The organism is Bacillus sp. FSL R9-9410 (assembly GCF_038050385.1).
In the GTDB taxonomy this organism is placed as follows: Bacteria; Bacillota; Bacilli; order Bacillales; family Bacillaceae_G; genus Bacillus_A; species Bacillus_A cereus_U.
Genome location: NZ_JBBOTV010000002.1, coordinates 21099 through 42482, shown reverse-complemented (window position 1 = coordinate 42482; position 21384 = coordinate 21099). Strand labels below are relative to the sequence as shown.

Genomic DNA, 21384 nt, shown 5'->3' with positions numbered 1-21384 from the left:
AATAGTTTTATAAACTTTATTTTGTATATTATAGTTAATTAAAATATTGCGCAATAGAGAGGGAAGATATCATGATTAACCACAATAAAATTAAACAATTGTTAGCACATGTAGATCGCGCTGAGGATAATGAAATTGAGTTAGAGTGTGAATTTGAACCGATGACAATCGAATTATTTAATAGTGAAGAAATAGAAGAAGGACAACTTGGTTATAGCTTTGATGAAGAAGGGCAAAGCTTAGTCGGGAATGAAGAGGGAGGTTGGCAAGAAGGATGGATTGTAATTGGGATAGATTCATATCTTGGGGATCCAATCTTTGTAGATAGTAATGATGAGAATTGTCCAGTTTATACGGCTATGCACGGTGAGGGAGATTGGGAGCCGGAATGTATAGCTAAGCGTATAGAAGATGTTATTGAGAAAGTGAAGGGAAATTTGGAATAGTGGTGTAAGGAGAAATATGTTTGAAATAATAAAAAGCTAGGAGGGTGTGTCAAAATGATTTTGGGACATCCTTTTTTGCGAATATACAAGATCTTTAACATAGTGTATTAAATGTCTTATATATAAGTATTTTAATATATTTAATAGTAAAATGGAATATAGAATGGGTAATTGTCGGAATGTATTCGATTTTCGTTCATTTTTATGAAATATAACTATTTTTTGTTAGATTCCTTCTTTTTATAGATATACAATAAAGTTATATAGAAATAAGAGAAGGATGATGTACGTGAAGGACACAGTTTTACAAGAAGCGATTTCTCCGCAAGAGTTACATAAAGTTGTTCAAAAGAATACAGCTTATTATGATTTTAAATGGGGAAAAGTAGAAAATCCAGCACAAGGGAATACATGGAATTGGGTAGGATTTTTCTTCCCGTATTTTTGGCTAGCTTATCGAAAAATGTATAAGTTGTTTATTATACTTACATTATTGACGGTACCTAGTATAGTTGTACCTCCTTTTATAGATATTTCAGATGGAATTTATTTATCTTTCAATTTAGTTCTTCATTTAGGAGTTATGATATTTACTGGATGGCAAGGAAACCGTTTATATTATAAGCACGCTGTTCGTATTTTACATAAGGCAGAAGATACGCCTGATTATGAGAAGTCGTATTACTTACAATCAAAGGGTGGCGCTAGTTTTGTTGGTATGATTGGTTTACAAGTTATAGTAGGGATAGTATTTGGTGTAGCCACGTTCGGACTTTCCCTTTTACCAACTGAACCGAATATAAAAAATGTTGTTCGTTCAAGTGATGAAGGATTTACTTTAGAGGTTATGAATGATAATCCAACTTGGAAGTTTGTAAAGAAAGAAAAGGATTATGACGTAGTAGAGTTTACTGGTTATGATTATGCAGAGAAGAAAAATATAAAAATTAAATTTGCTGTTTATTTCAGTGAAGATTATTTTGAGTGGCAAGAAGTATATGAAAACAATAAGAAGTTAAGTGAAGAAGAATTAGAAGAGTATCAAATTTACATTGAAGAAAATAGTTGGGGTTTCTAGAGAGAACTCGTTAATTTTGAAAAGAAGGACCTTGTGAAGGTTCTTCTTTTGTTTATTGGGGAAGACATAAAAAACGCCATACTAATTGAAATTTTATAAAATATAATAAAAAATGAGAATTTGAGGTAGGCTTGTCAATAACGTGAGACTATGGCAGTATAAAGAAATGCTATACAAATTTTATTTATCGAGATGTAAACATCAGAAGTGATTTTTACGTATAAATAATGAACGGAGGAAATAGATTTATGGCTACTTTACCAAATTGTCCAAAATGTAATTCAGAATATACGTATGAGGATGGCGTTCTTTTCGTATGCCCAGAATGTGCACATGAGTGGGGCAAAGAAGCAGAAGCTGAAAGTAATGACGGTACAAAAGTTGTAAAAGATGCGAACGGAAACGTTCTTCAAGATGGCGATGCTGTTACTGTAATTAAAGATTTAAAAGTAAAAGGAACTTCTTCAGTTGTAAAGATTGGTACGAAAGTAAAGAGTATCCGTCTAGTTGAGGGAGATCACGATATTGATTGCAAAATCGACGGTTTCGGAGCTATGAAGTTAAAATCACAGTTCGTTAAGAAGGCGTAAGGTTAGCAAAGAAAAAAGACGCTCTGTAAGTAACTTGCAGAGCGTCTTTTTTATGATTGTACTTCAACCTCTTTCAACTGACACCGCTTATTAAAGAATGTTTTATATCCAAGCTGTAAGAAGATAATAACAGCAAAGGCAGTGCTTCCGGAAATACCGAGTATAATGGCGATTTGATATTGAATAGCTGTAAATGGTGATACACCGGATAAAATTTGTCCTGTCATCATGCCGGGAAGACTTATAATCCCCATTCCGACCATAGAATTAATTGTTGGTAAAATAGCAGAATCGAAAGCATCTCGTATAAGCGGGGCGGCTACTTGTTTTGGAGTTGCCCCAAGCATAAGTGCACCTTCAATATGGTCTCTTTGTGATTTCATACTGTTTAAAAAGGTGTTTGCCCCGAGGCAAATACCTGTCATAGCATTACCGATTAGCATACCGGCAATAGGAACGATATACTGCGGAGCATACCAAGGATCGTGCCCGATAATGACAAAGATAAATAGTAGAAGAGGGCCAATTGATCCAGCAATCATGGAAATGGCAGCAACTCTTTTTAATTCTTTTGACATAGGAAGGTTTATTCGTTTATAAATGTTGAAAATCGCAAATGTAGTAATAGAAGTAATGAGAGCTATTGTATAAAACGGATTACTATTTTCAAATATGTATGTAAGAACATATGCGACTAGTACAAGCTGAATCGTCATACGTAATGTAGCAATTGTAATTTGTTTTTCACGCGGTATTCCTTTTAATTTCACAAGCCCGATTAAAATAAGGATGAAAATATATGCAGCTGCAAGTTGCCAAATTTGTAGTTCAATAACGCCCTTCAATTGATAGCACTTCCTTTCTAGTTGCACCGTTTGTTTTACTAATTTCAATGATATCGTCTGCAATTTCTTCCGGAAGTTGCTGTGAGTGTGTAATGAAGATAACTGTTTTTTTCTTTTCTCTTGCAAGTATAGTGAATTGTTTCATAACGCGGCGTTCTGTATCACCATCTAGTGCCGAAGTTGGTTCATCTAATAAATAGACGGGCGGATCCATTAGTATAATGCGAGCGAAAGCAAGTCTTTGTTTTTCGCCACCTGATAAAGAAGAGGCGTTATCTTCTAATTTTTTATCTAGGCTAACAGTCGTTAATGCGTTCCGCAAGGCATCGTCATTTGGAAATGGCTTTTCAGAAAATCGAAGTCCCATTAATAAATTATCTTTAATTGTTCCATCAAAAATAGGCGGAGTTTGTCCGAGCATGACAACTTCACGGCGTAATTGAACGGGAGGATAATCTAAAATAGATTTTCCGTTATATTCAATTGTGCCAGATGTTGGCGATTGTAAATCGTTTAGCATACGCAGTAATGTGCTTTTACCACTACCACTTTCACCAATAATACAAGTTATTTTTTCTTTTTGAATCTGTAAATAAGGAATGTGTAGAATATCTTTATATATGATGTCTTTTAATATAAACATAAATTGCTCCTTTCTGATTCTAGTTATATCGTATCAAAAAGAGAGAAAAATAGAAAAAATCTATTTAGAAGGAACATCTCTTTTCTTTGTTTGTAGGATTAGAACGTCTTGAGACGGAAGTATTTAGCTTTGTTAATAAGTTTAGTAAACGATCTAAGTCTTGACTAAGAGAAATGACTTTATCGTGAGCAAATCCATATTTTTCAACGAGGTGAATTAATTCTTTCTTTTTCACTTCTATTCGATTATTTAGTTTTGTTAAGTTCATAAGTGAAATGAAATGCCTCCTATTATGTGTAGTATTTATGGCATAAAAAATAAGACCGAACGCATTCGGTCCTAAATAAAATAACTATTACATATAGCATACACTTTTAATCAATAGTTTTTAATATTAAAATAGAAAAATTTTGTGAATCTATATTGCGAAAGTTATTTTTTAAAAAATGAATAGAAAAAGCCTGCCTACATAGTAGACAGTCTTTAAAGTATTAACCGTTATGATATTTGTACATCCAAAGAAGACCGGATTTTAATAATCTCGGTACACGTCCCATTAATGGTTGGTTTGCTAGTAAACCAAATCCGTGTTTTTTGCCGAGAGAACCGAGAACACCTTTTAATTTAATAACAGGCAGTTCATCAGGAAGTGGTTCATTATTCCAACGTTTTAATAATATTTGGACAATTTGTTCTCCTTGACCTTCAGCAAGTTGAGCAGATGGTGCGTGTGGAAGTGCTGCACAATCTCCTACGACATAAACGTGCTCGTTGTTCGGAATATTGTGATATTTCGTTAAAACAACCCGTCCGCTACCATCTTGTTCAACTGGAAGGTTTCGAACAACTTCATTTGCTTGAATACCAGCTGTCCATACGATTGCATCACATTCAAGTGGTTCATCATGGTTGTATACAATGTTTGGTTCCACTTTTGTAATGTTAGAGTTTCGTATAATGGTAACTTTATGTTTTACAAACCATTCTTCTACGTATCTACTTAATTTCTCTGGATATGGGAATAAAATTCTATCTTTTCTATCAAATAAATAGATTTTTAAATCTGAACGGCTCTCACGAAGTTCACTTGCCACTTCAACGCCGCTTAAACCAGCCCCAACGACAGCTACTGTTGCATTTGGTTCTAAGCTATTTAATTGTTCATATGTCTTACGTGTTTGTTCAATTGACTGTAGGCTATGTGTATATTCCTTCGCCCCAGGAACGTTATGATATTTATCTTCACAGCCAAGTCCGATAATTAAATCATCATATTGAATCGTTTCACCGCCATCGAGATGAACGGCTTTCGTTTCGAGGTCAATATTTGTTACTGAGCCGTATTGAATATTGAGACGTGGGTGCTCAGGAAACGGTATACGAATATGCGTTTCTGAAATTGTACCCGCAACTAATGCATAATATTCAGTTTTAAAGCAATGATATGGTACTTTGTCGATTAATGTCACTTGTACATCATCTGGAAGTTGGTTGCTTGGAAGTAGCCGCTGCAGAATTCTCATTCCACCGTAGCCACCACCTAGTAGTACGAGGTGTTTCATGATGGATTACCCCTTTTCTGTTGAAATATCCCCTAATCATACAACTTTATATTAATAAAATATTTTGACTTTACACAATCAAATTATATCGAATTTGTGAACAAATAACAATGCATGAATGAATACTCTGTTGTACAATAAGAAGAAAAGTAAAGTAAACTGTTTTTATTTTTTAGTTATTATTTACTATTTCATTATGAGTAGTATGTTATATAAAGAAGACTATCTATTGGAAGTGAAATAGTGAAGTAACTAAATAGTTTAGAATATATAACGAAAACAACAAGAAACAGCTTAGTTTTCTTCTTATAAATAAAGTGAAATGGTAACAAGTAGAGAGGGTTACTTATCCGTTTCGCAAATTAGGTATGCACATACCAGCTAAAGTAAATGGTAATTTGTTTAGAGATACAGGGGGGAGAGTTTTGATTAAACCATTAATCGAATTTTGTGTAGGTAACCTTGCAAGCGGTTCGCAAGCAGCTTTAGAAAAATTAGAAAAAGATCCTAATTTAGACGTAATGGAATATGGTTGTTTAGGATATTGTGGCATCTGTTTTGAAGGTCCATTTGCACTTGTAAATGGTGAAGTTGTACAAGGTGCAACAGTAGAAGAACTTGTAAATAATGTATATGATTATATGGATGAAAATCCAATGTTTTAAAGCGTTGCAAACAGGCAACGTTTTTCTTTTTTCATTTATTAGGAGTGTTTATTTCGAAAAAAAAGGCCCTTTTAGAAGGGCTTTTTTCTTACGCGATTTGTGTAAGAACGGCTTATTGCCAAAATACTGTCAAATATGAGAAAGGGGGGACATTCATATTGTGTTCTAAAAGCATGCATTTTATACTTGAAATAATAAATTATTTTTGGAGTGAATAAAAATGAGCCAATTTTCTTTTACAAAAATGCATGGTCTTGGAAATAGTTATATATATGTAAATATGTTTGAGGAACAAATTAGAGAAGAAGATTTAGCTCTTGTAGCCGAAAAGGTTTCAAATATTAATACTGGTATTGGTGCAGATGGAATGATTTTAATTTGTCCTTCTGACGTGGCACCAGTAAAAATGCGCATGTTTAATAACGATGGTTCAGAGGGAAAGAGCTGTGGAAATGGTTTACGCTGCGTAGCGAAATATGCGTATGAGCATAAACTAGTAGAAGGTAAAGTTTTCACAATTGAAACGTTAGCTGGTATTGTTACGGCAGAAGTAACGGTAGAAGATGACAAAGTTACATTAGCGAAAATTGACATGGGGGCACCTCGTTTAACACGTGAAGAGATACCGATGCTTGGTGAAGGAGAAACGCCATTTATTCGTGAAAACTTCTTATACAATAATCACCGTTATGCATTTACAGCTGTTTCAATGGGGAATCCGCATGCAGTTATTTTTGTTGATGATGTAGAAAAAGCGCCTCTTACAACGTTAGGACCGGTTCTTGAGACACATGAAATGTTCCCAGAGCGAGTGAATGTTGAATTCATCGAGATTTTGAATGATGAAGAGATGAATTTCCGCGTTTGGGAACGTGGATCTGGTGTAACACAAGCTTGCGGGACAGGAGCATGCGCAGCTGTCGTTGCGGCAATTTTAAATGGAAAAATGGAACACGATAAAGAAATTACAGTTCACTTAGCAGGCGGCGACTTAATGATCGCATGGACAGAAGAAGGAAATGTATTAATGAAAGGACCTGCGGAAATAATTTGCCGCGGAGTGTATGAGTACAAGATAGAAGCGTAAAGATGTATAATAGAATGAGAACAGAAAGGATGGTGTATTTCATGATTGAAGTAACAGAACAAGCAGCTTTTCAAATTAAAGATATGTTAAAAGATGCTGAAGATGGAGAGAAATACGTGCGCCTTGCTGTACATGGCGGCGGATGTAGTGGTCTTTCTTACGGCTTAGGATTTGAAGTAGAACCAAAGGAAGACGACACAGTTCTTGAGTTTTTCGGTGTTGAATTTGTTATCGATAAAGAAAGTGCTCCGATTGTAAAGGGAGTGAAAGTTGACTATAAACAATCTATGCTTGGCGGCGGATTCACAATCGACAATCCAAATGCGATTGCATCATGTGGATGTGGATCATCTTTCCGTACAGCGTCGAATGCTGGTAAGCCGGAAGATTGCTAAGTTTTTTCATTCCGTTATGCTAAATGGAAATTGAATGGGTAGGTTGCATATAAAGACCTTCTTAGCGATGAAATCAAATCGTTAGAAGGTCTTTTCTTTTGCCTTTAAAAAGAAAAAGAGCAGGACAAAGATAGTGAATATATGCAAGAAGAAGGTTAAAGAGGATGCATGAAGGGGAAGGACATATCAAATTGTATAGAACTGACTAGTTCCATAGTAATTAAAATACGCTAATTACTAGAAATTAAAAACTGCCGGAGGAATTACAATGAAGTCATTTAAGAAAGTACTGTTATTAGGGATGACGTTGGTTACGGCTTCAATATTTGTAGCTTGTTCTAACGATACAGACGTGTTAACAAAAGCGGGAGCAAAGCAACAAGTGAAATCGGAAGCGGAAGTATTAAAAGAACAGAAGGAAACGCCTATGACTACGAGCAAACGTGACAGCATTAAATATGAGGACGCTACATCGTCACAGAAGCGTTATATTTCTCGTGACGAAGCCGAAAAGATTGAGGAAGGCATGACATATACGGATATTCTTAACGAGATTGACTACGGTGGTGAGAATATAAAACACTACAATAACAAGGAAAAACGTGTATTTTATACTGAAAAGGATACGGATGGTACATATGAAATTATGGTTGAATTAAATACGTATGGCTATGTTGTGAATATTGAACGTACTGCTATAAGGGATGCGGATAAAGAGAATCAGGTATCTACGAAACGCAGTGAAGAGCCTGTAAAGGAATATGAAGAAAAAAACGACCGCGTACCGTGGTATAAAGATGTAAATAACGATTCGGCCGAAGTAGACTATAATCACTATTTGAAAATCAAAAAAGGTATGCCCGCAAATCAGGTGAAAGCTGCGATTGGACAGCCACGTATGATTGAGAAATATAAATCGTATTCAGTATACGGCTATACCGGGTATGGCGGCGAAGGAACATTACGCGTAATCTTCGAACCAAATGGAACTGTTGCGCAGGTAGTAGAAGATGGATTACAGCGATAGTAAATTAATTACGGGAGGGGACGCAAGATTGACGATATTTTTGAATTCGTAGGGAGATATATGATTAAACCTATAATTAGATTTGTAAGTTACCTTGTAATAGATATCATAATAGAGTGCGTAATAGAGGGTGTAATAAGCGGTATAAGGAAATTACGTGATAAGATTCGTGACAAGTGGAAAAATTGGCGTGGAAGACGTTATTGGCGTTAATAGATTGTCATGACTAGGCTAGATGAGTACCAATAACGTTTTCAATGAAAAAACACTGATTAAAGTTTTAATTTATTATCTTACAAAAATGTAATGTTCATGTCATGTTTTTGAATTTCTTCTTTCAAGCTTAGGCTTTAAGATAACAATATAAGAAAAACACATGAGGTGAAGGAAATGAAAAGATATATTGCACTTTTTAGTATTTTAGTTGTATTTGCAAGCCTTTTAGTTGGCTGTGATTTAAACCGTATGGGGAAAGATGAGTATTACGTTCAAATTACAGTTGATGGAAAAGAGTACAATGGTAAATCTAATGATGGTGCGCCATATAAAGATTACCAATATAAACTAACTGGTTTTGATAAAGAAGGTAAAGAGAAAGAATTAGAATTTACCGCTGCGAAAAATCTTCGTAAAGAAGCATTCTTACGTGTATTCCACTCAGATAAAAAAGGTGTAACTGCTTGGGAAGAAGTGAAAAAGGACGAGCTTCCTGCGAAAGTGAAAGAAAAATTAGGTGTGAAATAAGTAGTTAAGAAAAGGAATTGACGAACGTAGTCAATTCCTTTTCTTATTCTCAAAATCTTTTTCTGAAATTACTTTAAATCCATTTCTTTTAAATAAAGCTGTTGTTACCCCGTAACCAGTTTGTTTATTGCCGTTAAATTCCCCTGTGTAAATAGTGGAACTACCACAAGATGGACTGCGTTCTTTTAAAATTATATATTCTGGGTTTAAATCTTTTATTTGTTCTAATGCTTTATAAGCACCACGCACGAAAGCCTCCGTGACATCTTGGCCTTCTTTCGTCATCACTTTTGCTTTTCCATCTAAAACGTCATCACCATTACCGCCGATAATTTCAGCCGAAGGACGAGGTGTCGGTAAACCGCCCAATACTTCGGGACAAACGAGGATGGTGTCTTCCCTTTGTAATAACTCTTCTATTTTTGAAACGAGATTATCGTTGCCGTCATACCGACAAGCAATGCCGCCTAAACAAGCGCTAATTACAATCATATTTTCATCTCCAATAAAAAATATTAAATATCACGCCAATTTCTCTTCCTGCCCTTTACCTATAGATGAGGTGATAAAAATGGGAAGCTTATATAACTTAATGAAACCATATAGTGAATTTCGAAGTAAAGAGGAGTTTAATGCATATCAAAAACAAGTTTTTAAATGTTATCAGTTTCAACTAAATAAGACTGATTCTTTAGTTATTCATTTTTTAGGAAAATATGCGGTTAATGAGAAGAACGAAACAGTTGGTGTTGCTTGTCCGTTAATGGAGACAATTGCGACGAATATTGGAAAGAGTATTCGGACGGTACGTCGCTCGATTGCGAAGATAGAGGAGCTTGGAATTATAAAGCGTGTTGCGACAAAAGAAAGATATAAGCGCGGCGGATATAGTGCAAACTTATATGTATTTCTTAAATCTGCGATTGACCGCATGGATGACCGTATGAAAATGTCCGCATGTGAAAGTGGTGATTGTGCAGACGGCTGTAGTGGAAATGAGCAAAAAAATGAGGGGGAAACAATTTTTTCTAAAAACATTCCACCAATAAAAGAGAAAAGAAAAGTAACGTATGAGCTTGATGAAACGTATTGTCGTCACGATATACCGAAGCCTTTTATATACGCGCTGGTGCCGATGACGAGTAATCCGAAGAAGATTAATATATTTTGGAGTAAGGTTGAACTTGCTTATAAAAAGAGCGGATTACTAGAACAAGGTGCTTTATTAGAGGGAATATTAGCTGATGAAGAAGCGCGTGGAAATTTAATTTGGAGGGTAAAAAGTGTTGTGAGAGCGTATAAGTACGGAGAAATTCGTAAAGATGTTGGAGCACTGTTGTATAGTACGATGCGAGATTTATTTTTAGAAATTGGATTAGAGTGGGGAGCGGCATTAAGGAGAAGTAAGGGAATACCGTTATTCGATCCATTTAAAAAAGAGTCATGCGTATAATACATGACTCTAAGTAGCTAATCGAACTTTCTTACAACTGGAACACGAATTGCTACAAATAGTACAAAGACGATAACAGCGATTGCACCGCTTTTCATAACCGTTACAATTGGAATGCCGATTCCAAGTGCAAGCGATGTAAATGCGTAAGAGAGCGGAATGAATCCCATCGATGAAAGCATGAGTAAGCTCATAACGCGTCCCATCATCTCTTCTTTTACTGTTGATTGAATCATTGCCATAAGTGGAACGATAGCCATCGCAATTGTAATACCGTAAAACATTCCAGCTAATAACGCTTGCCAAAGTACGGTGCTAAAGTTAATGGCTAGGAAGAATATACCAGACAGTAGCATCATGATAATACAAAATAGACCACGTCTGCGGTTAATGTTTTTTAATCCGACAATGACAGCTCCTATCGCCATCCCGCCGCCAACAGACGCTTCTAAGTAACTAAACTGAAGTGAATCACCGTGCAGGACGTTTTTGACGAAGAGCGGGAAGCCCACTTGCATTGGGCCGATTAAAAATAAGTTTAAAAAGGCGCTACATATGAGGAAAGTTGAAAGAAATGGTGATTCTTTTACATATAAAATCCCCTCTTTAATAGAAGTAAACATGCCTTTATCTGTTTCATTTTTTTCGGGTACTGTAAATTGTATTTTTTGAACGAGTATTGCGGCGATAATGAGTAGCAGGATTGTAATTGAAAAAATCGTTTCATAGTTCGTAAATTTAATGAGAATACCGCCAAGTACAGGGCCCAAGATGACCGATCCTTGGTTTGTCATTTGAGTAAGTGAGTTTGCTTGTGTTAAACGGCTTTTTTCTACAAGTTCAGGCAGAATAGATCCATCTGCTGACCAGAAGAAAGCGTCAGCGAGTCCGAAGAACAAAGCGAACAAAGCAAATGTATATAGTGTTACATCACCGACGATGAACCAGGTGAGAATAGTTGCGACAAGAATAGCGCGAATAATATTAGAGTAAAACATAATATTTTTTTTCGGGAATTTATCAGCTAATGCTCCGCCGATAATCATAAAGATGAGCCTTGGAACACTAAGAGCCACGAAAACAATACCGAGTGAAGCCTCAAGGTTTAATGTTTTTGCTATGTACCATGTTTGTGAAAAAGTAAAAAAGGCTAAAGCAAAACTTGAAAAGAGAGTAGCTGCCCAAAGAAAAAGGAAGTTCGTATTTTTTAATAACGGTTTTCCGCTTCCTTCTAAAGCAGATTTATTTTGTTGTAGTTCCTCCATAGTGCTTCCTTTCTATGTACCGATTTTAAACTAAAAAACCTATTAACAATCTTTTTATCCCGCTATTTGCGGGCAGTAAAACTCCCACCTCAAAATTCGGCTGGAGCAAAGAAGTTAGGTGGGAGCCCTGCTACCCGATTGGTGAAGGCTAATAATCAACGGGGGATGAACACCCCCACTGATTATAGTTTCACTTTATACAGTTTCTAATATTTCTATACTGCACTTTCTCATTGTAGACAATAATAATGAATTTGCACAGTGGCTATTTCACGACAAAAAAAGATGCCAAAGGGCATCTTTTCTTAAGCTAAAGCAATATAAATATCCACTTGTACGTTATTTGGATCTACTGCACTTTCGTCATAAAGCTCAAAATCTGCTGTAAAAGCACGTTTGTTTTCTTTCGACCATTGCCAAATATATTCCCAAGTTTCACAAACGACTTCAGACACAGGACCTTTTCTCGTTGTAAATACCGCATACGTTGCGGCAGGTATTGTTAAAGTTGTCATATTTTCAGGAACGTCTTCTAATGAAGAAACAGGCATGCCGATAGTAAATTGATATGTACCAGTTTCATCCGATTCGTAGTTTGAGTAGAAAGCGAATGTTTCTTTTGTTTGTTGATTTGGAATTTGATGCATGATTTGTTCTTGGAAGTAGCGATTCCAAAGCATTGGAATCCTTCCTTCAGTCGATGCTTCTTTTTCGTTTGTAGTTGTAATAGAAACACCGATTGCTTGGAAAGCTCCTTTTTTTACGATAATAGGTTCTTTCATTAATAAAACCTCCCTTTATTGAATGAAACGTACGTTCTGTTTTTATTGTAACATATTTTGGAAGGAAGTAGTGTTTTTTATCAAATTGGAATGTATTTTAGTTAGGAAAAGAAGAGAGTATGAAAAGAACTCCTTTCATGTAAAAGGAGTTCTTTTCATTTCTATATTAAAACATACTTGAGCTATGCATTGGTTGAAGTTTTGCGTTTGGATCGAAGTAAGCTTTTGCATTGTTTACTGCTGTCGGTGCTTCACCAAAGCCACAAGCAATGAGTTTTACTTTTCCTTCATATGTACAAATGTCACCAGCAGCGTAAATGCCAGGAATATTTGTTTCCATTTTTGAGTTCACGAGGATGCTGTTCTTTTGAATATCTAAGCCCCAATTTTTAATTGGACCAAGTGAAGAAACGAAGCCGTAGTTTACGATTACGTCATCAACATCGATGATAATTTTTTCTTCTGTTTTTACGTGCTGAAGAACAACTTGTTCAATCGTATCATCACCGATAAGTTCAACTGGAACGTAAGGTGTGCTTACTTCTGCACGGGAATTCATTAAGCTTTCTACGCTATGTTCATGTGCACGGAATTTATCGCGGCGATGAGCAATTGTAACTTTGTCCGCAATCGGTTCTAACATCATTGTCCAGTCTACTGCTGAGTCACCACCGCCGAATACAACGACGCGTTTTCCAGCAAATTTATTCATATCATCAACGAAATAATGTAAGTTTTTCTTTTCGTATTTTGCTGTGCCTTCTAATTCTAAGCGGCGTGGTTGGAAAGCGCCATTGCCAGCAGTAATAATGACAGATTTAGAGTAGTGAGTTTGTTTATTTGTAACAAGTTTAAATATACCGTCAGCTTGTTTTTCAAGCGTATCAACAGCTTCTTCTAGGCAAACAGTTGGATCGAACTTTTTCATTTGCTCTTTTAAGTTATCAACTAACTCTTGTGCGCGTACTTTCGGGAATCCAGCTACATCATAAATATATTTTTCAGGATATAATGCGGATAATTGCCCTCCAAGTTGAGGTAAGCTTTCAATAATTTTTACACTTGCTTGTCTCATTCCGCCATAAAATGCGGTGAATAGTCCTGTTGGGCCACCACCAATAATCGTTATGTCGTAAACTTTTTGATTTTCTGTCATTTTCATTCCCCCTATAGATGATGGAATTTTAATATTGATTTCATATATTGTTCATATGTACATGAAAACCCTGCAAATGATGACACTTTCAAATAAATGATAGCATATTTCAGTTAATAATACTTCTGAAAACGACTGAATAATAAGTAAGTTTGCGCATAGATGTTTTAGAATCGTATAAAATATAGCGAAAGGAAAATACATGAAAAAAAGGTTGAAAAACCCTTGAAAACGCTATGTTATTTTAAAATATCGATAATTCTCTAGGTGCTTGAATTATGGAATGAAACCGACTAATATAGGGAAGTATTATGTTAAATTTCTATGACAAATTTCGTACGATTTTTTGACTGCGTTTTGTTATGATATAGAATGTGATAAATTCCACATTCTTGACAAATAGAGTTTTTAGTACTTGGTATTATTTTTTATTACTATTATATAAAGAAAAGGGTTGTGATTTAGTGAAGACTCCAAAAATCGTAGTTTTAGGTGCAGGTTATGGCGGGATGATTACGACTGTTCGTCTGCAAAAAACATTATCTGTAAGTGAAGCTGAAATTACGTTAGTAAACAACAATAGCTATCACTACCAAGCAACTTGGTTACATGAGAGTGCAGCTGGTACATTACAAGATGATAAAATCTGTCTAGATATTCAAGACGTTATCGATACAAATAAAGTGAACTTTGTACAAGATACAGTAGTAGAGATTAAAGCTGCTGAAAAACGTATTATCTTAAAAGATGGTGAATTAGAGTATGATTACTTAGTAATCGGTCTTGGTTTCGAATCAGAAACGTTCGGAATTAAAGGATTAAAAGAGCATGCATTCTCAATCACTAACATTAATGCAACTCGTCAAATTCGTGAGCATATGGAAGAAAAGTTCGCTCAATATGCGACTGAAAAACGTGATGAGTTAGTAACAATCGTTGTTGGTGGTGCTGGATTTACTGGTATCGAGTACGTAGGTGAGCTTGCAAACCGTATTCCTGAACTTTGCAAAGAGTACGATGTTCCACGTGAAAAAGCACGTATCATCTGTGTAGAAGCTGCTCCAACAGCACTTCCTGGTTTCGATCCAGCATTAGTAGAGTACGCTGTAAAACAACTTGAGAAAAAAGGTGTAGAATTCCGCATCGGTACAGCAATTAAGGAAGCAACTGAAGAAGGTATTATCGTTGCAAACGGTGATGATGCTGAACTTCTTAAATCTGAAACTGTAGTTTGGGCTGCAGGTGTTCGTGGTAACGGTATTGTGGAAGAGTCTGGATTTGAAGCAATGCGCGGACGTATTAAAGTGGATGAGTACATGCACGCTCCGGGTCATGAAGATGTATTCATGGTTGGTGACGCAGCGTTAATCATCAATGAGGAGATTAACCGTCCATACCCACCAACAGCACAGATTGCAATTCAAGAAGGTTATAACATTGCACACAATTTAACTGTGTTAGTTCGCGGCAAAGGTGAAATGAAAAAGTTCGCATTTGATAATAAAGGATCTGTATGTTCATTAGGTCATGACGATGCAATGGGCGTTGTTATGGGTAAAAAGTTAACAGGTTGGAAAGCTTCATTCATGAAGAAAGTAATCGACAATCGTTACTTATTCTTACTAGGCGGACCTTTATTAGTTCTTAAAAAAGGTAAATTGAAGTTCTTTTAATATATAGTAGAAAAAGCAGAAACGGCTATGAGCTGTTTCTGCTTTTTTCGTATTGAAAATATAGTATAATATATAAAAAAAGAAAGAATATTCTGTCCGTTTGGTGGAGGAGGTTATATTATGGGGAAGCGAGGGAAAGTTTGGTTAGCTGTCAGTGGCTTAGTAGCTACAAAAGATGGGAGATGGCTATTCGTTAAGAAAAAATACGGTGGATTGAAAGGGCAATGGTCTTTACCTGCTGGTTTTGTTAATGAAGGCGAGACTGTTGATGAAGCTGTGAAACGTGAAATTTTGGAAGAGACAGGCATTGTTGCTCATGTAAAGGGGATTATTGGTATTCGCTCAGGTGTTATTCATAATGAAATTAGTGATAATATGATTATTTTTCTTCTAGAGCCAGAGGGAGAAGACATTATCGTACAGGAGAAAGAATTGTCGGAAGTAGCTTTTTTACATCCAGAAAATATTGCAGATGATCAAAATACTTCTGTACTCATCAAACATTTATTAGAAGGAAGAGCAGAGTCGCATTTTGAAATGGACAAAACATTAAATCCAGGAGAGCAATTTGGTTATACGGCTTATCATGTGTTTACGGCGTATGCGAAGGAGAGGGAGAAGAAGTGAGTATACCAGTACTACTTATTTCAATGATGTTGTTCTTTATTTTATTTTTTGGAATTGGATTTTTACTCAACATGATTTTGCGAGCTACGTGGGTAATGGTTATTGTGTATCCGATTATTTGTATGCTTATTATTAATAAAGCGAGTGTATGGGACTATTTTTCAAAGCCAAAAGAAACATTTTCTTCATTTGGGACGAGTGTATCGCATTTAGGACACGCAGATGTGTTTATTCTATCTACTGGATTAGTAGGTGCTGCTTTAGCAGGAATCATAATTAAGAAACTTCGGAAAAGTGGCTATCAAATGTTTTAATCTCCAATCAATTTGGAGATTATTTTTTTGCATATTCCTTCATCGTATAGGGAATGATTAACGATGAAGGAGTGTGGAATATAAAAATGTTAAAACGATATTGTATTCGCATTATGATGACTTGTTTACTTGCATTCGCATTATGCGTAACATGGCAGGCTTTCACAGGAGTTTCTTTATTAGAGATTATAAAATCATATGAAGGAACAAGTGTAAAAGAAGTACATGCAGCAGAAATCGAGAAAAAAGTTGCTCCGAGTAAAGAAGTGATAAATGCTTTAGAACAGGCAAATGACTGGTCTAAATATCGTGTTATAGAAATGACTGCAACTGGTTATACATCAGGTATAGAGTCAACTGGAAAGAGGCCGGGGCATCCAGAGTATGGCATTACATATTCAGGTGTTAAAGCAAAAAGGGATTTATATTCCACAATCGCTGCTGACTTGCGCGTATTCCCGCTTGGGACAATTCTATTCGTGCCAGGTTACGGATATGGTGTTGTAGCTGATAAGGGCGGTGCTATAAAAGGAAATCGTCTCGATTTATATTATGATACGGTGAAAGATGTTTATAGCCAATGGGGTAAGAAAAAAGTAAATGTGTATATAGTGAAAATAGGAAATGGTAAGTTTTCGGAAGAAGAGTTAACGATGTTAAATCAAGACGAAACGATGCAAGTGTTTCGTGGACAATATTTAAAACAAAGATAGTCTAGTGGCAATAACGCTAGACTTTTTTCTTGTCTTATTTCACCATAGGAGATAGCATCTTTATATAAAATAACAGAATTTAGAATTGTCGCATTTTATCGAAAATAAAGTTATAATGGACGTAGAGAAATTTAGGGGGTCTGAACATGTTTCAAGTACAAAAAGAATTAGCAAGTCATGAAGCGGTAATTGTTGCCTTATTTGAAGAAGATAAAACGAGTAGCTTTGTACAAGAACTGGATAAAGCGTTTGAAGGACAGTTACAAGTTTTATTAGAAGAAAAAGAACTTTCAACTAAGAAGAAAGCCATTTCAAAAGTACATAGCTTAGGAAAAACAAATGTTAAACGTTATTATTTTGTTGGTTTAGGTAAGAAAGAGTCATATACAACAGAAACGTTACGTGCAGCTCTTAGTAAAGCTTTTAAATCGTTACAATCAGCAAAAGTAAAAGACGCAGCAATCTTACTTGATTCTTTCGTAACAGAGAAATTAGATGCGATTGATATAGCTCATATTGCAACGGAAGTATATTGCCTTGGTACATACGGATTACAAACATATAAAACGGATGAAAAAGAAAGAGTAGAGTTAGAAAAACTGATTGCTATTACAGCAGAAGATGCACAAGAAATTGAAGCAGCATTAACGGTAGGATACGTACATGGACGTGCAACGAATTCAGCTCGTACGCTTGTAAATATGCCGCCAAACGTATTAACAGCGACAAAGCTTGCTGAGTATGCAGTTGAATTAGCGGAAAAATACGATATGGATTATAAGGTTCTTGAGAAAGAAGAGATGGAAGAGCTTGGTATGGGTGCATTACTTGCAGTAAACCAAGGATCTACTGAACCGCCAAAAATGATCGCTCTTATTTATAAAGGAAAAGAAGAGTGGAAAGATGTAATTGGATTTGTTGGAAAAGGGATTACATATGATACTGGCGGTTATTCTTTAAAACCACGTGAAGGCATGGTTGGTATGAAAGGTGATATGGGCGGCGCTGCAGCTGTTCTTGGCGCGATGGAGATCATCGGTGAACTTCGCCCTGAGCAAAATGTAATTGCTGTTATTCCATCAACTGACAACGTTGTAAGTGGTACAGCATTTAAGCCAGATGATGTTATTACATCTATGAGCGGAAAAACAATTGAAGTATTAAATACAGATGCAGAAGGTCGCCTAGCGTTAGCTGACGGTATTACGTATGCGAAGAAACTTGGTGCAAATTACTTAGTTGATGTTGCAACATTAACAGGCGGTGTAATTGTTGCACTTGGAAATCATACAACAGGCGCAATGACAAATAATGAAGAATTGTTTGAACAAGTGTTAGAGGCTTCGATGGAAACGGATGAGCCAATTTGGCAATTGCCGATTTTTGAACGTGATAAAGAGCGTGTCAAAAACAGTAAATTTGCTGATTTAAATAACTCACCAGGCCGTGAAGGACATGCGGTTATGGCTGGGACATTCCTTGGTGAATTTGCAGAAGAAACACCATGGGTACACTTAGACATCGCTGGAACATCTGAAACAACAGGTGCACATGATTTAGGACCATCTGGAGCAACAGGTGCAATGGTGCGTACACTTGCAACACTTGTTGAGCGTTTCGGAGAAGAATAAAGAATGCAAAAAAACTGTCTGGAAAGGTCATTACATACTGAACCTTTCCGGAACAGCTTTTTTTATTTTATAGGTATCCTATAAAGAAATCGTATATAACGTCCCATTTAAAGCGAATGAAGTACGCCCTGTTTCCTCAGAGACAACTAATATAAGTGAATCGTTTTTCTCTGATAAGCCAATCGCAGCCCTGTGACGTGTTCCTAGCTCAGGATTGATTTCTGTACTTTTTGTTAATGGAAGAATATTAGCTGCTGAGACAATATGATTATTTTTAATGAGAACGGCTCCGTCATGAAGAGGGTTCCCTGGATAAAAAATTGATTCAAGTAGTGGAGCGGTTAAGTGTGCGTTTAATGTCGTTCCAGTTTGAATGAAAGAATCAAGAGCGTCACTTCGTTCCACGATAATAAGAGCACCGTGTTTTCGAGCGCTTAAATGTTGGACAGCTGTAGTGATGAAATGTGAACTTTCCGTATAAGGTGATAAATATGCTTGAATATAATATGTAGCTGCTAACGTCTGTACATTTGTTAACATATGATGAATATCTTCCATTTTACATAAAATACATTCATCTTCTTTATCGATTGCATGCTTCATGTTTGATAATTCTTTTTCAGCAATTTCAATCATCTGCTTTGTTTTTATTTTGAGCTCTTCTGACAAGCCCCATTCTTGCATAATCTTCATTCCCTTTGGTGGAGTATTTAACCATAGTGTATACAAATATTTATAGTAAAATTCTGCTAGATTTTAAAAAATATTGAGATGCAGGTTGTTTTTTTCATATAATGAAGGTACGACAGGCGAGAGGAGATGGAAGTATGAATTGGAAACAAGAATTTAGTCGCTGGCTTTCATATGCAGAATTAGACACAGAATTAAAAGAACAGCTAGAAAACATGAAGCAAGATGAGAAGAAAATCGAGGATAGCTTTTATAAAAATCTAGAGTTCGGCACAGGTGGTATGCGTGGTGAACTTGGTGCTGGTACGAACCGTTTAAATGTATATACAGTTCGTAAAGCAACAAAAGGATTGGCTAGGTTTATTGAAAAATCAGGTGAAGAAGCGAAAAAACGCGGTGTTGTTGTCGCGTATGATTCTCGTCATAAATCACCTGAATTCGCAATGGAAGTAGCTGCTACACTTGGTGCGCAAGGTATTACAACATATGTATTTGAAAGCTTACGTCCAACACCAGTGCTTTCTTTCGCAGTTCGTCATTTACATACAGTAAGTGGAATCGTTCTTACGGCAAGCCATAATCCGCCCGAATATAACGGTTATAAAGTATATGGTGAAGATGGTGGGCAGTTGCCTCCAAAAGAAGCTGATGAGTTAATTAGCTACGTAAATGCAGTAGAAAATGAATTAACAGTTGAAGTTGCTGATGTTGAGCAATTAAAAGCTGACGGTTTATTACATATAATTGGACAAGAAGTAGATGATGCATATGCGGCAGAATTGAACAATGTCATTATTAATAAAGAGATGGTGAAAGAAGTAGGAAAAGATTTAAAAATCGTCTTTACGCCATTACATGGAACGTCAAATATTTCGGTACGCCGTGGTTTAGAAGAAGTTGGATTTACAGATGTAACAGTTGTAAAAGAGCAAGAGTTACCAGATCCAAACTTCTCTACCGTAAAATCACCAAATCCAGAAGAGCATGCAGCGTTTGAGTATGCAATTCGCGACGGTGAAAAAGTAGGCGCTGATGTGTTAATCGCAACAGATCCTGATGCAGACCGTCTAGGTGTAGCAGTTCGCAATCATGATGGTGAGTTCCAAGTGTTAACTGGTAACCAAACAGGTGCGTTAATGCTTGATTACTTATTATCACAAAAGAAGGAAAACGGAACGCTTCCAGAAAACGGTGTTGTTTTAAAAACAATCGTAACGTCTGAAATTGGCCGTACAATCGCAAAAGCATACGGTTTAGATACAGTTGATACGTTAACTGGATTTAAATTTATCGGTGAAAAAATTAGACAGTATGAAGAAAGTGGACAATATGAATTCCAATTTGGTTATGAGGAAAGCTATGGTTATTTAATCCGTCCATTCTGCCGTGATAAAGATGCGGTGCAATCAGTCCTATTTGCATGTGAAGTAGCTGCGTACTACAAATCACAAGGTAAAACGCTATATGATGGTCTGTTAGAAGTATTTAAGAAGTATGGGTTCTTCCGTGAGGATCTTGTATCGTTAACGTTAAAAGGAAAAGATGGTGCCGAACAGATTCAAAAGATGATGGCAACATTCCGCGGGAATCCTCCGAAAGAAGTAGCTGGTTTAACAGTCGTTGCAGTTGAGGATTATAAGGAAAGCATCATTACAACGTTACAAGATGGAAATAAGGAAGAGATTCACTTACCGAAATCAAATGTGTTAAAATATCAATTAAAAGATGGTTCTTGGTTCTGCTTACGTCCATCTGGGACAGAGCCGAAAATTAAATTCTATTTTGGTGTACAAGATGATTCGTTACAAAATAGTGAACAAAAGTTACTTACTATTAAAGAAGATATTATGAATCGTTTATAATAGAATAGAGTGCTACTGATAGGAAAAGGGGAGAACGGAGAACGGCCTCCTCTTTTCTTGTAGTTTTGTTTGATGTAGAGGATTATTACGAGCGAGTGTTATAAATTTGCACTTTACTAAGAGAATTAGAATGAAA

Annotated in this window: 24 protein-coding genes; 15 read left to right on the top strand and 9 right to left on the bottom strand. The window is 36.1% G+C overall.

All coding sequences use genetic code 11. The features are described 5' to 3' along the window. The first annotated feature begins 71 nt into the window (after positions 1-71). The 3 genes from MKX77_RS24160 (at position 72) to phnA (ending at position 2114) form a co-directional block, all read left to right on the top strand. A complete protein-coding gene (locus tag MKX77_RS24160) occupies positions 72-446 on the top strand; it encodes a hypothetical protein (protein WP_215554611.1) in 375 nt (124 codons plus the stop codon). Between the two features lie 283 nt (positions 447-729). Continuing rightward, positions 730-1524 carry a DUF2628 domain-containing protein gene (locus tag MKX77_RS24155; protein ID WP_215554610.1) on the top strand — a complete coding sequence of 265 codons (795 nt, stop codon included), beginning with the start codon at positions 730-732 and terminating at the stop codon, positions 1522-1524. Between the two features lie 248 nt (positions 1525-1772). Further along, positions 1773-2114, top strand: coding sequence for an alkylphosphonate utilization operon protein PhnA (phnA, locus tag MKX77_RS24150; protein ID WP_212935071.1), 342 nt, complete (start codon positions 1773-1775; stop codon positions 2112-2114). A gap of 50 nt (positions 2115-2164) precedes the next feature. On the opposite strand, the gene MKX77_RS24145 is transcribed toward phnA, so the two are convergent. The 4 genes from MKX77_RS24145 to MKX77_RS24130 form a co-directional block, all read right to left on the bottom strand. Beyond that, complete coding sequence (locus MKX77_RS24145) at positions 2165-2959, bottom strand: ABC transporter permease (RefSeq protein WP_341308015.1); 795 nt, start codon at positions 2957-2959, stop codon at positions 2165-2167. Then, the gene (locus MKX77_RS24140) at positions 2943-3602 is read right to left on the bottom strand and encodes an ABC transporter ATP-binding protein (protein WP_341308014.1); all 660 of its coding nucleotides are present in this window, start codon (positions 3600-3602) and stop codon (positions 2943-2945) included. Before MKX77_RS24140 ends, MKX77_RS24145 begins: the two co-directional genes overlap by 17 nt. Positions 3603-3666: 64 nt before the next feature. Next, positions 3667-3870, bottom strand: a complete 204-nt coding sequence (locus MKX77_RS24135; protein WP_215554608.1) for an aspartyl-phosphate phosphatase Spo0E family protein — start codon at positions 3868-3870, stop codon at positions 3667-3669. Between the two features lie 223 nt (positions 3871-4093). Then, on the bottom strand, positions 4094-5164 hold the full coding sequence (locus tag MKX77_RS24130) for an NAD(P)/FAD-dependent oxidoreductase (RefSeq protein WP_215554607.1): 1071 nt from the start codon (positions 5162-5164) through the stop codon (positions 4094-4096). A 425-nt stretch (positions 5165-5589) separates the two neighbouring features. Between MKX77_RS24130 and MKX77_RS24125 the strand changes: the two genes are divergently transcribed. The 5 genes from MKX77_RS24125 to MKX77_RS24105 all read left to right on the top strand — a co-directional run bounded on the left by MKX77_RS24125 (position 5590) and on the right by MKX77_RS24105 (position 9082). Then, complete coding sequence (locus MKX77_RS24125) at positions 5590-5829, top strand: YuzB family protein (protein WP_002015892.1); 240 nt, start codon at positions 5590-5592, stop codon at positions 5827-5829. 220 nt (positions 5830-6049) lie between these two features. Further along, positions 6050-6916 carry a diaminopimelate epimerase gene (gene dapF, locus MKX77_RS24120; protein WP_002145090.1) on the top strand — a complete coding sequence of 289 codons (867 nt, stop codon included), beginning with the start codon at positions 6050-6052 and terminating at the stop codon, positions 6914-6916. Between the two features lie 41 nt (positions 6917-6957). Beyond that, positions 6958-7311 carry a HesB/IscA family protein gene (locus MKX77_RS24115; RefSeq protein ID WP_002034566.1) on the top strand — a complete coding sequence of 118 codons (354 nt, stop codon included), beginning with the start codon at positions 6958-6960 and terminating at the stop codon, positions 7309-7311. A gap of 268 nt (positions 7312-7579) precedes the next feature. Continuing rightward, positions 7580-8338, top strand: coding sequence for a hypothetical protein (locus MKX77_RS24110; RefSeq protein ID WP_341308013.1), 759 nt, complete (start codon positions 7580-7582; stop codon positions 8336-8338). A gap of 390 nt (positions 8339-8728) precedes the next feature. Next, positions 8729-9082 carry a YxeA family protein gene (locus MKX77_RS24105; protein WP_215554604.1) on the top strand — a complete coding sequence of 118 codons (354 nt, stop codon included), beginning with the start codon at positions 8729-8731 and terminating at the stop codon, positions 9080-9082. Between the two features lie 30 nt (positions 9083-9112). Here the strand turns inward: MKX77_RS24105 and MKX77_RS24100 are convergent, their stop codons facing one another. Further along, positions 9113-9574 (bottom strand): DUF523 domain-containing protein, encoded by a 462-nt coding sequence (locus tag MKX77_RS24100; protein ID WP_215554603.1) that lies wholly within the window; start codon positions 9572-9574, stop codon positions 9113-9115. 79 nt (positions 9575-9653) lie between these two features. On the opposite strand from MKX77_RS24100, the gene MKX77_RS24095 reads away from it, so the two are divergent. After that, a complete protein-coding gene (locus MKX77_RS24095) occupies positions 9654-10535 on the top strand; it encodes a helix-turn-helix domain-containing protein (protein WP_341308012.1) in 882 nt (293 codons plus the stop codon). A 17-nt stretch (positions 10536-10552) separates the two neighbouring features. Here the strand turns inward: MKX77_RS24095 and MKX77_RS24090 are convergent, their stop codons facing one another. The 3 genes from MKX77_RS24090 to MKX77_RS24080 all read right to left on the bottom strand — a co-directional run bounded on the left by MKX77_RS24090 (position 10553) and on the right by MKX77_RS24080 (position 13738). Continuing rightward, a complete protein-coding gene (locus tag MKX77_RS24090; protein ID WP_201032012.1) occupies positions 10553-11800 on the bottom strand; it encodes an MFS transporter in 1248 nt (415 codons plus the stop codon). Between the two features lie 305 nt (positions 11801-12105). Further along, complete coding sequence (locus MKX77_RS24085) at positions 12106-12582, bottom strand: GyrI-like domain-containing protein (RefSeq protein ID WP_341308011.1); 477 nt, start codon at positions 12580-12582, stop codon at positions 12106-12108. Between the two features lie 166 nt (positions 12583-12748). Next, a complete protein-coding gene (locus MKX77_RS24080) occupies positions 12749-13738 on the bottom strand; it encodes an NAD(P)/FAD-dependent oxidoreductase (RefSeq protein ID WP_061690105.1) in 990 nt (329 codons plus the stop codon). Positions 13739-14202: 464 nt separating this feature from the next. Here MKX77_RS24080 and MKX77_RS24075 point away from each other — a divergent pair, with 464 nt between their 5' ends. From MKX77_RS24075 to MKX77_RS24055, 5 genes are all read left to right on the top strand, one after another. Continuing rightward, entirely contained in the window at positions 14203-15411 is a 1209-nt protein-coding gene (locus MKX77_RS24075) for an NAD(P)/FAD-dependent oxidoreductase (RefSeq protein ID WP_002067919.1), read from the top strand. A gap of 120 nt (positions 15412-15531) precedes the next feature. Continuing rightward, positions 15532-16038 (top strand): NUDIX hydrolase, encoded by a 507-nt coding sequence (locus MKX77_RS24070; protein ID WP_341308010.1) that lies wholly within the window; start codon positions 15532-15534, stop codon positions 16036-16038. Further along, positions 16035-16352 carry a YuiB family protein gene (locus tag MKX77_RS24065; protein WP_002089308.1) on the top strand — a complete coding sequence of 106 codons (318 nt, stop codon included), beginning with the start codon at positions 16035-16037 and terminating at the stop codon, positions 16350-16352. The genes MKX77_RS24070 and MKX77_RS24065 overlap by 4 nt, the downstream gene beginning before the upstream one ends. An 86-nt stretch (positions 16353-16438) precedes the next feature. Beyond that, entirely contained in the window at positions 16439-17065 is a 627-nt protein-coding gene (locus tag MKX77_RS24060) for a 3D domain-containing protein (RefSeq protein ID WP_002089307.1), read from the top strand. 146 nt (positions 17066-17211) lie between these two features. Then, the gene (locus MKX77_RS24055) at positions 17212-18696 is read left to right on the top strand and encodes a leucyl aminopeptidase (protein WP_341308009.1); all 1485 of its coding nucleotides are present in this window, start codon (positions 17212-17214) and stop codon (positions 18694-18696) included. Positions 18697-18774: 78 nt separating this feature from the next. Here the strand turns inward: MKX77_RS24055 and cdaS are convergent, their stop codons facing one another. After that, on the bottom strand, positions 18775-19380 hold the full coding sequence (gene cdaS, locus MKX77_RS24050; RefSeq protein ID WP_078173468.1) for a sporulation-specific diadenylate cyclase CdaS: 606 nt from the start codon (positions 19378-19380) through the stop codon (positions 18775-18777). A 143-nt stretch (positions 19381-19523) separates the two neighbouring features. Here cdaS and MKX77_RS24045 point away from each other — a divergent pair, with 143 nt between their 5' ends. Further along, positions 19524-21248: a phospho-sugar mutase gene (locus tag MKX77_RS24045; protein WP_341308008.1), complete on the top strand. Its 1725-nt coding sequence runs from the start codon at positions 19524-19526 to the stop codon at positions 21246-21248. Positions 21249-21384: the final 136 nt, after the last annotated feature.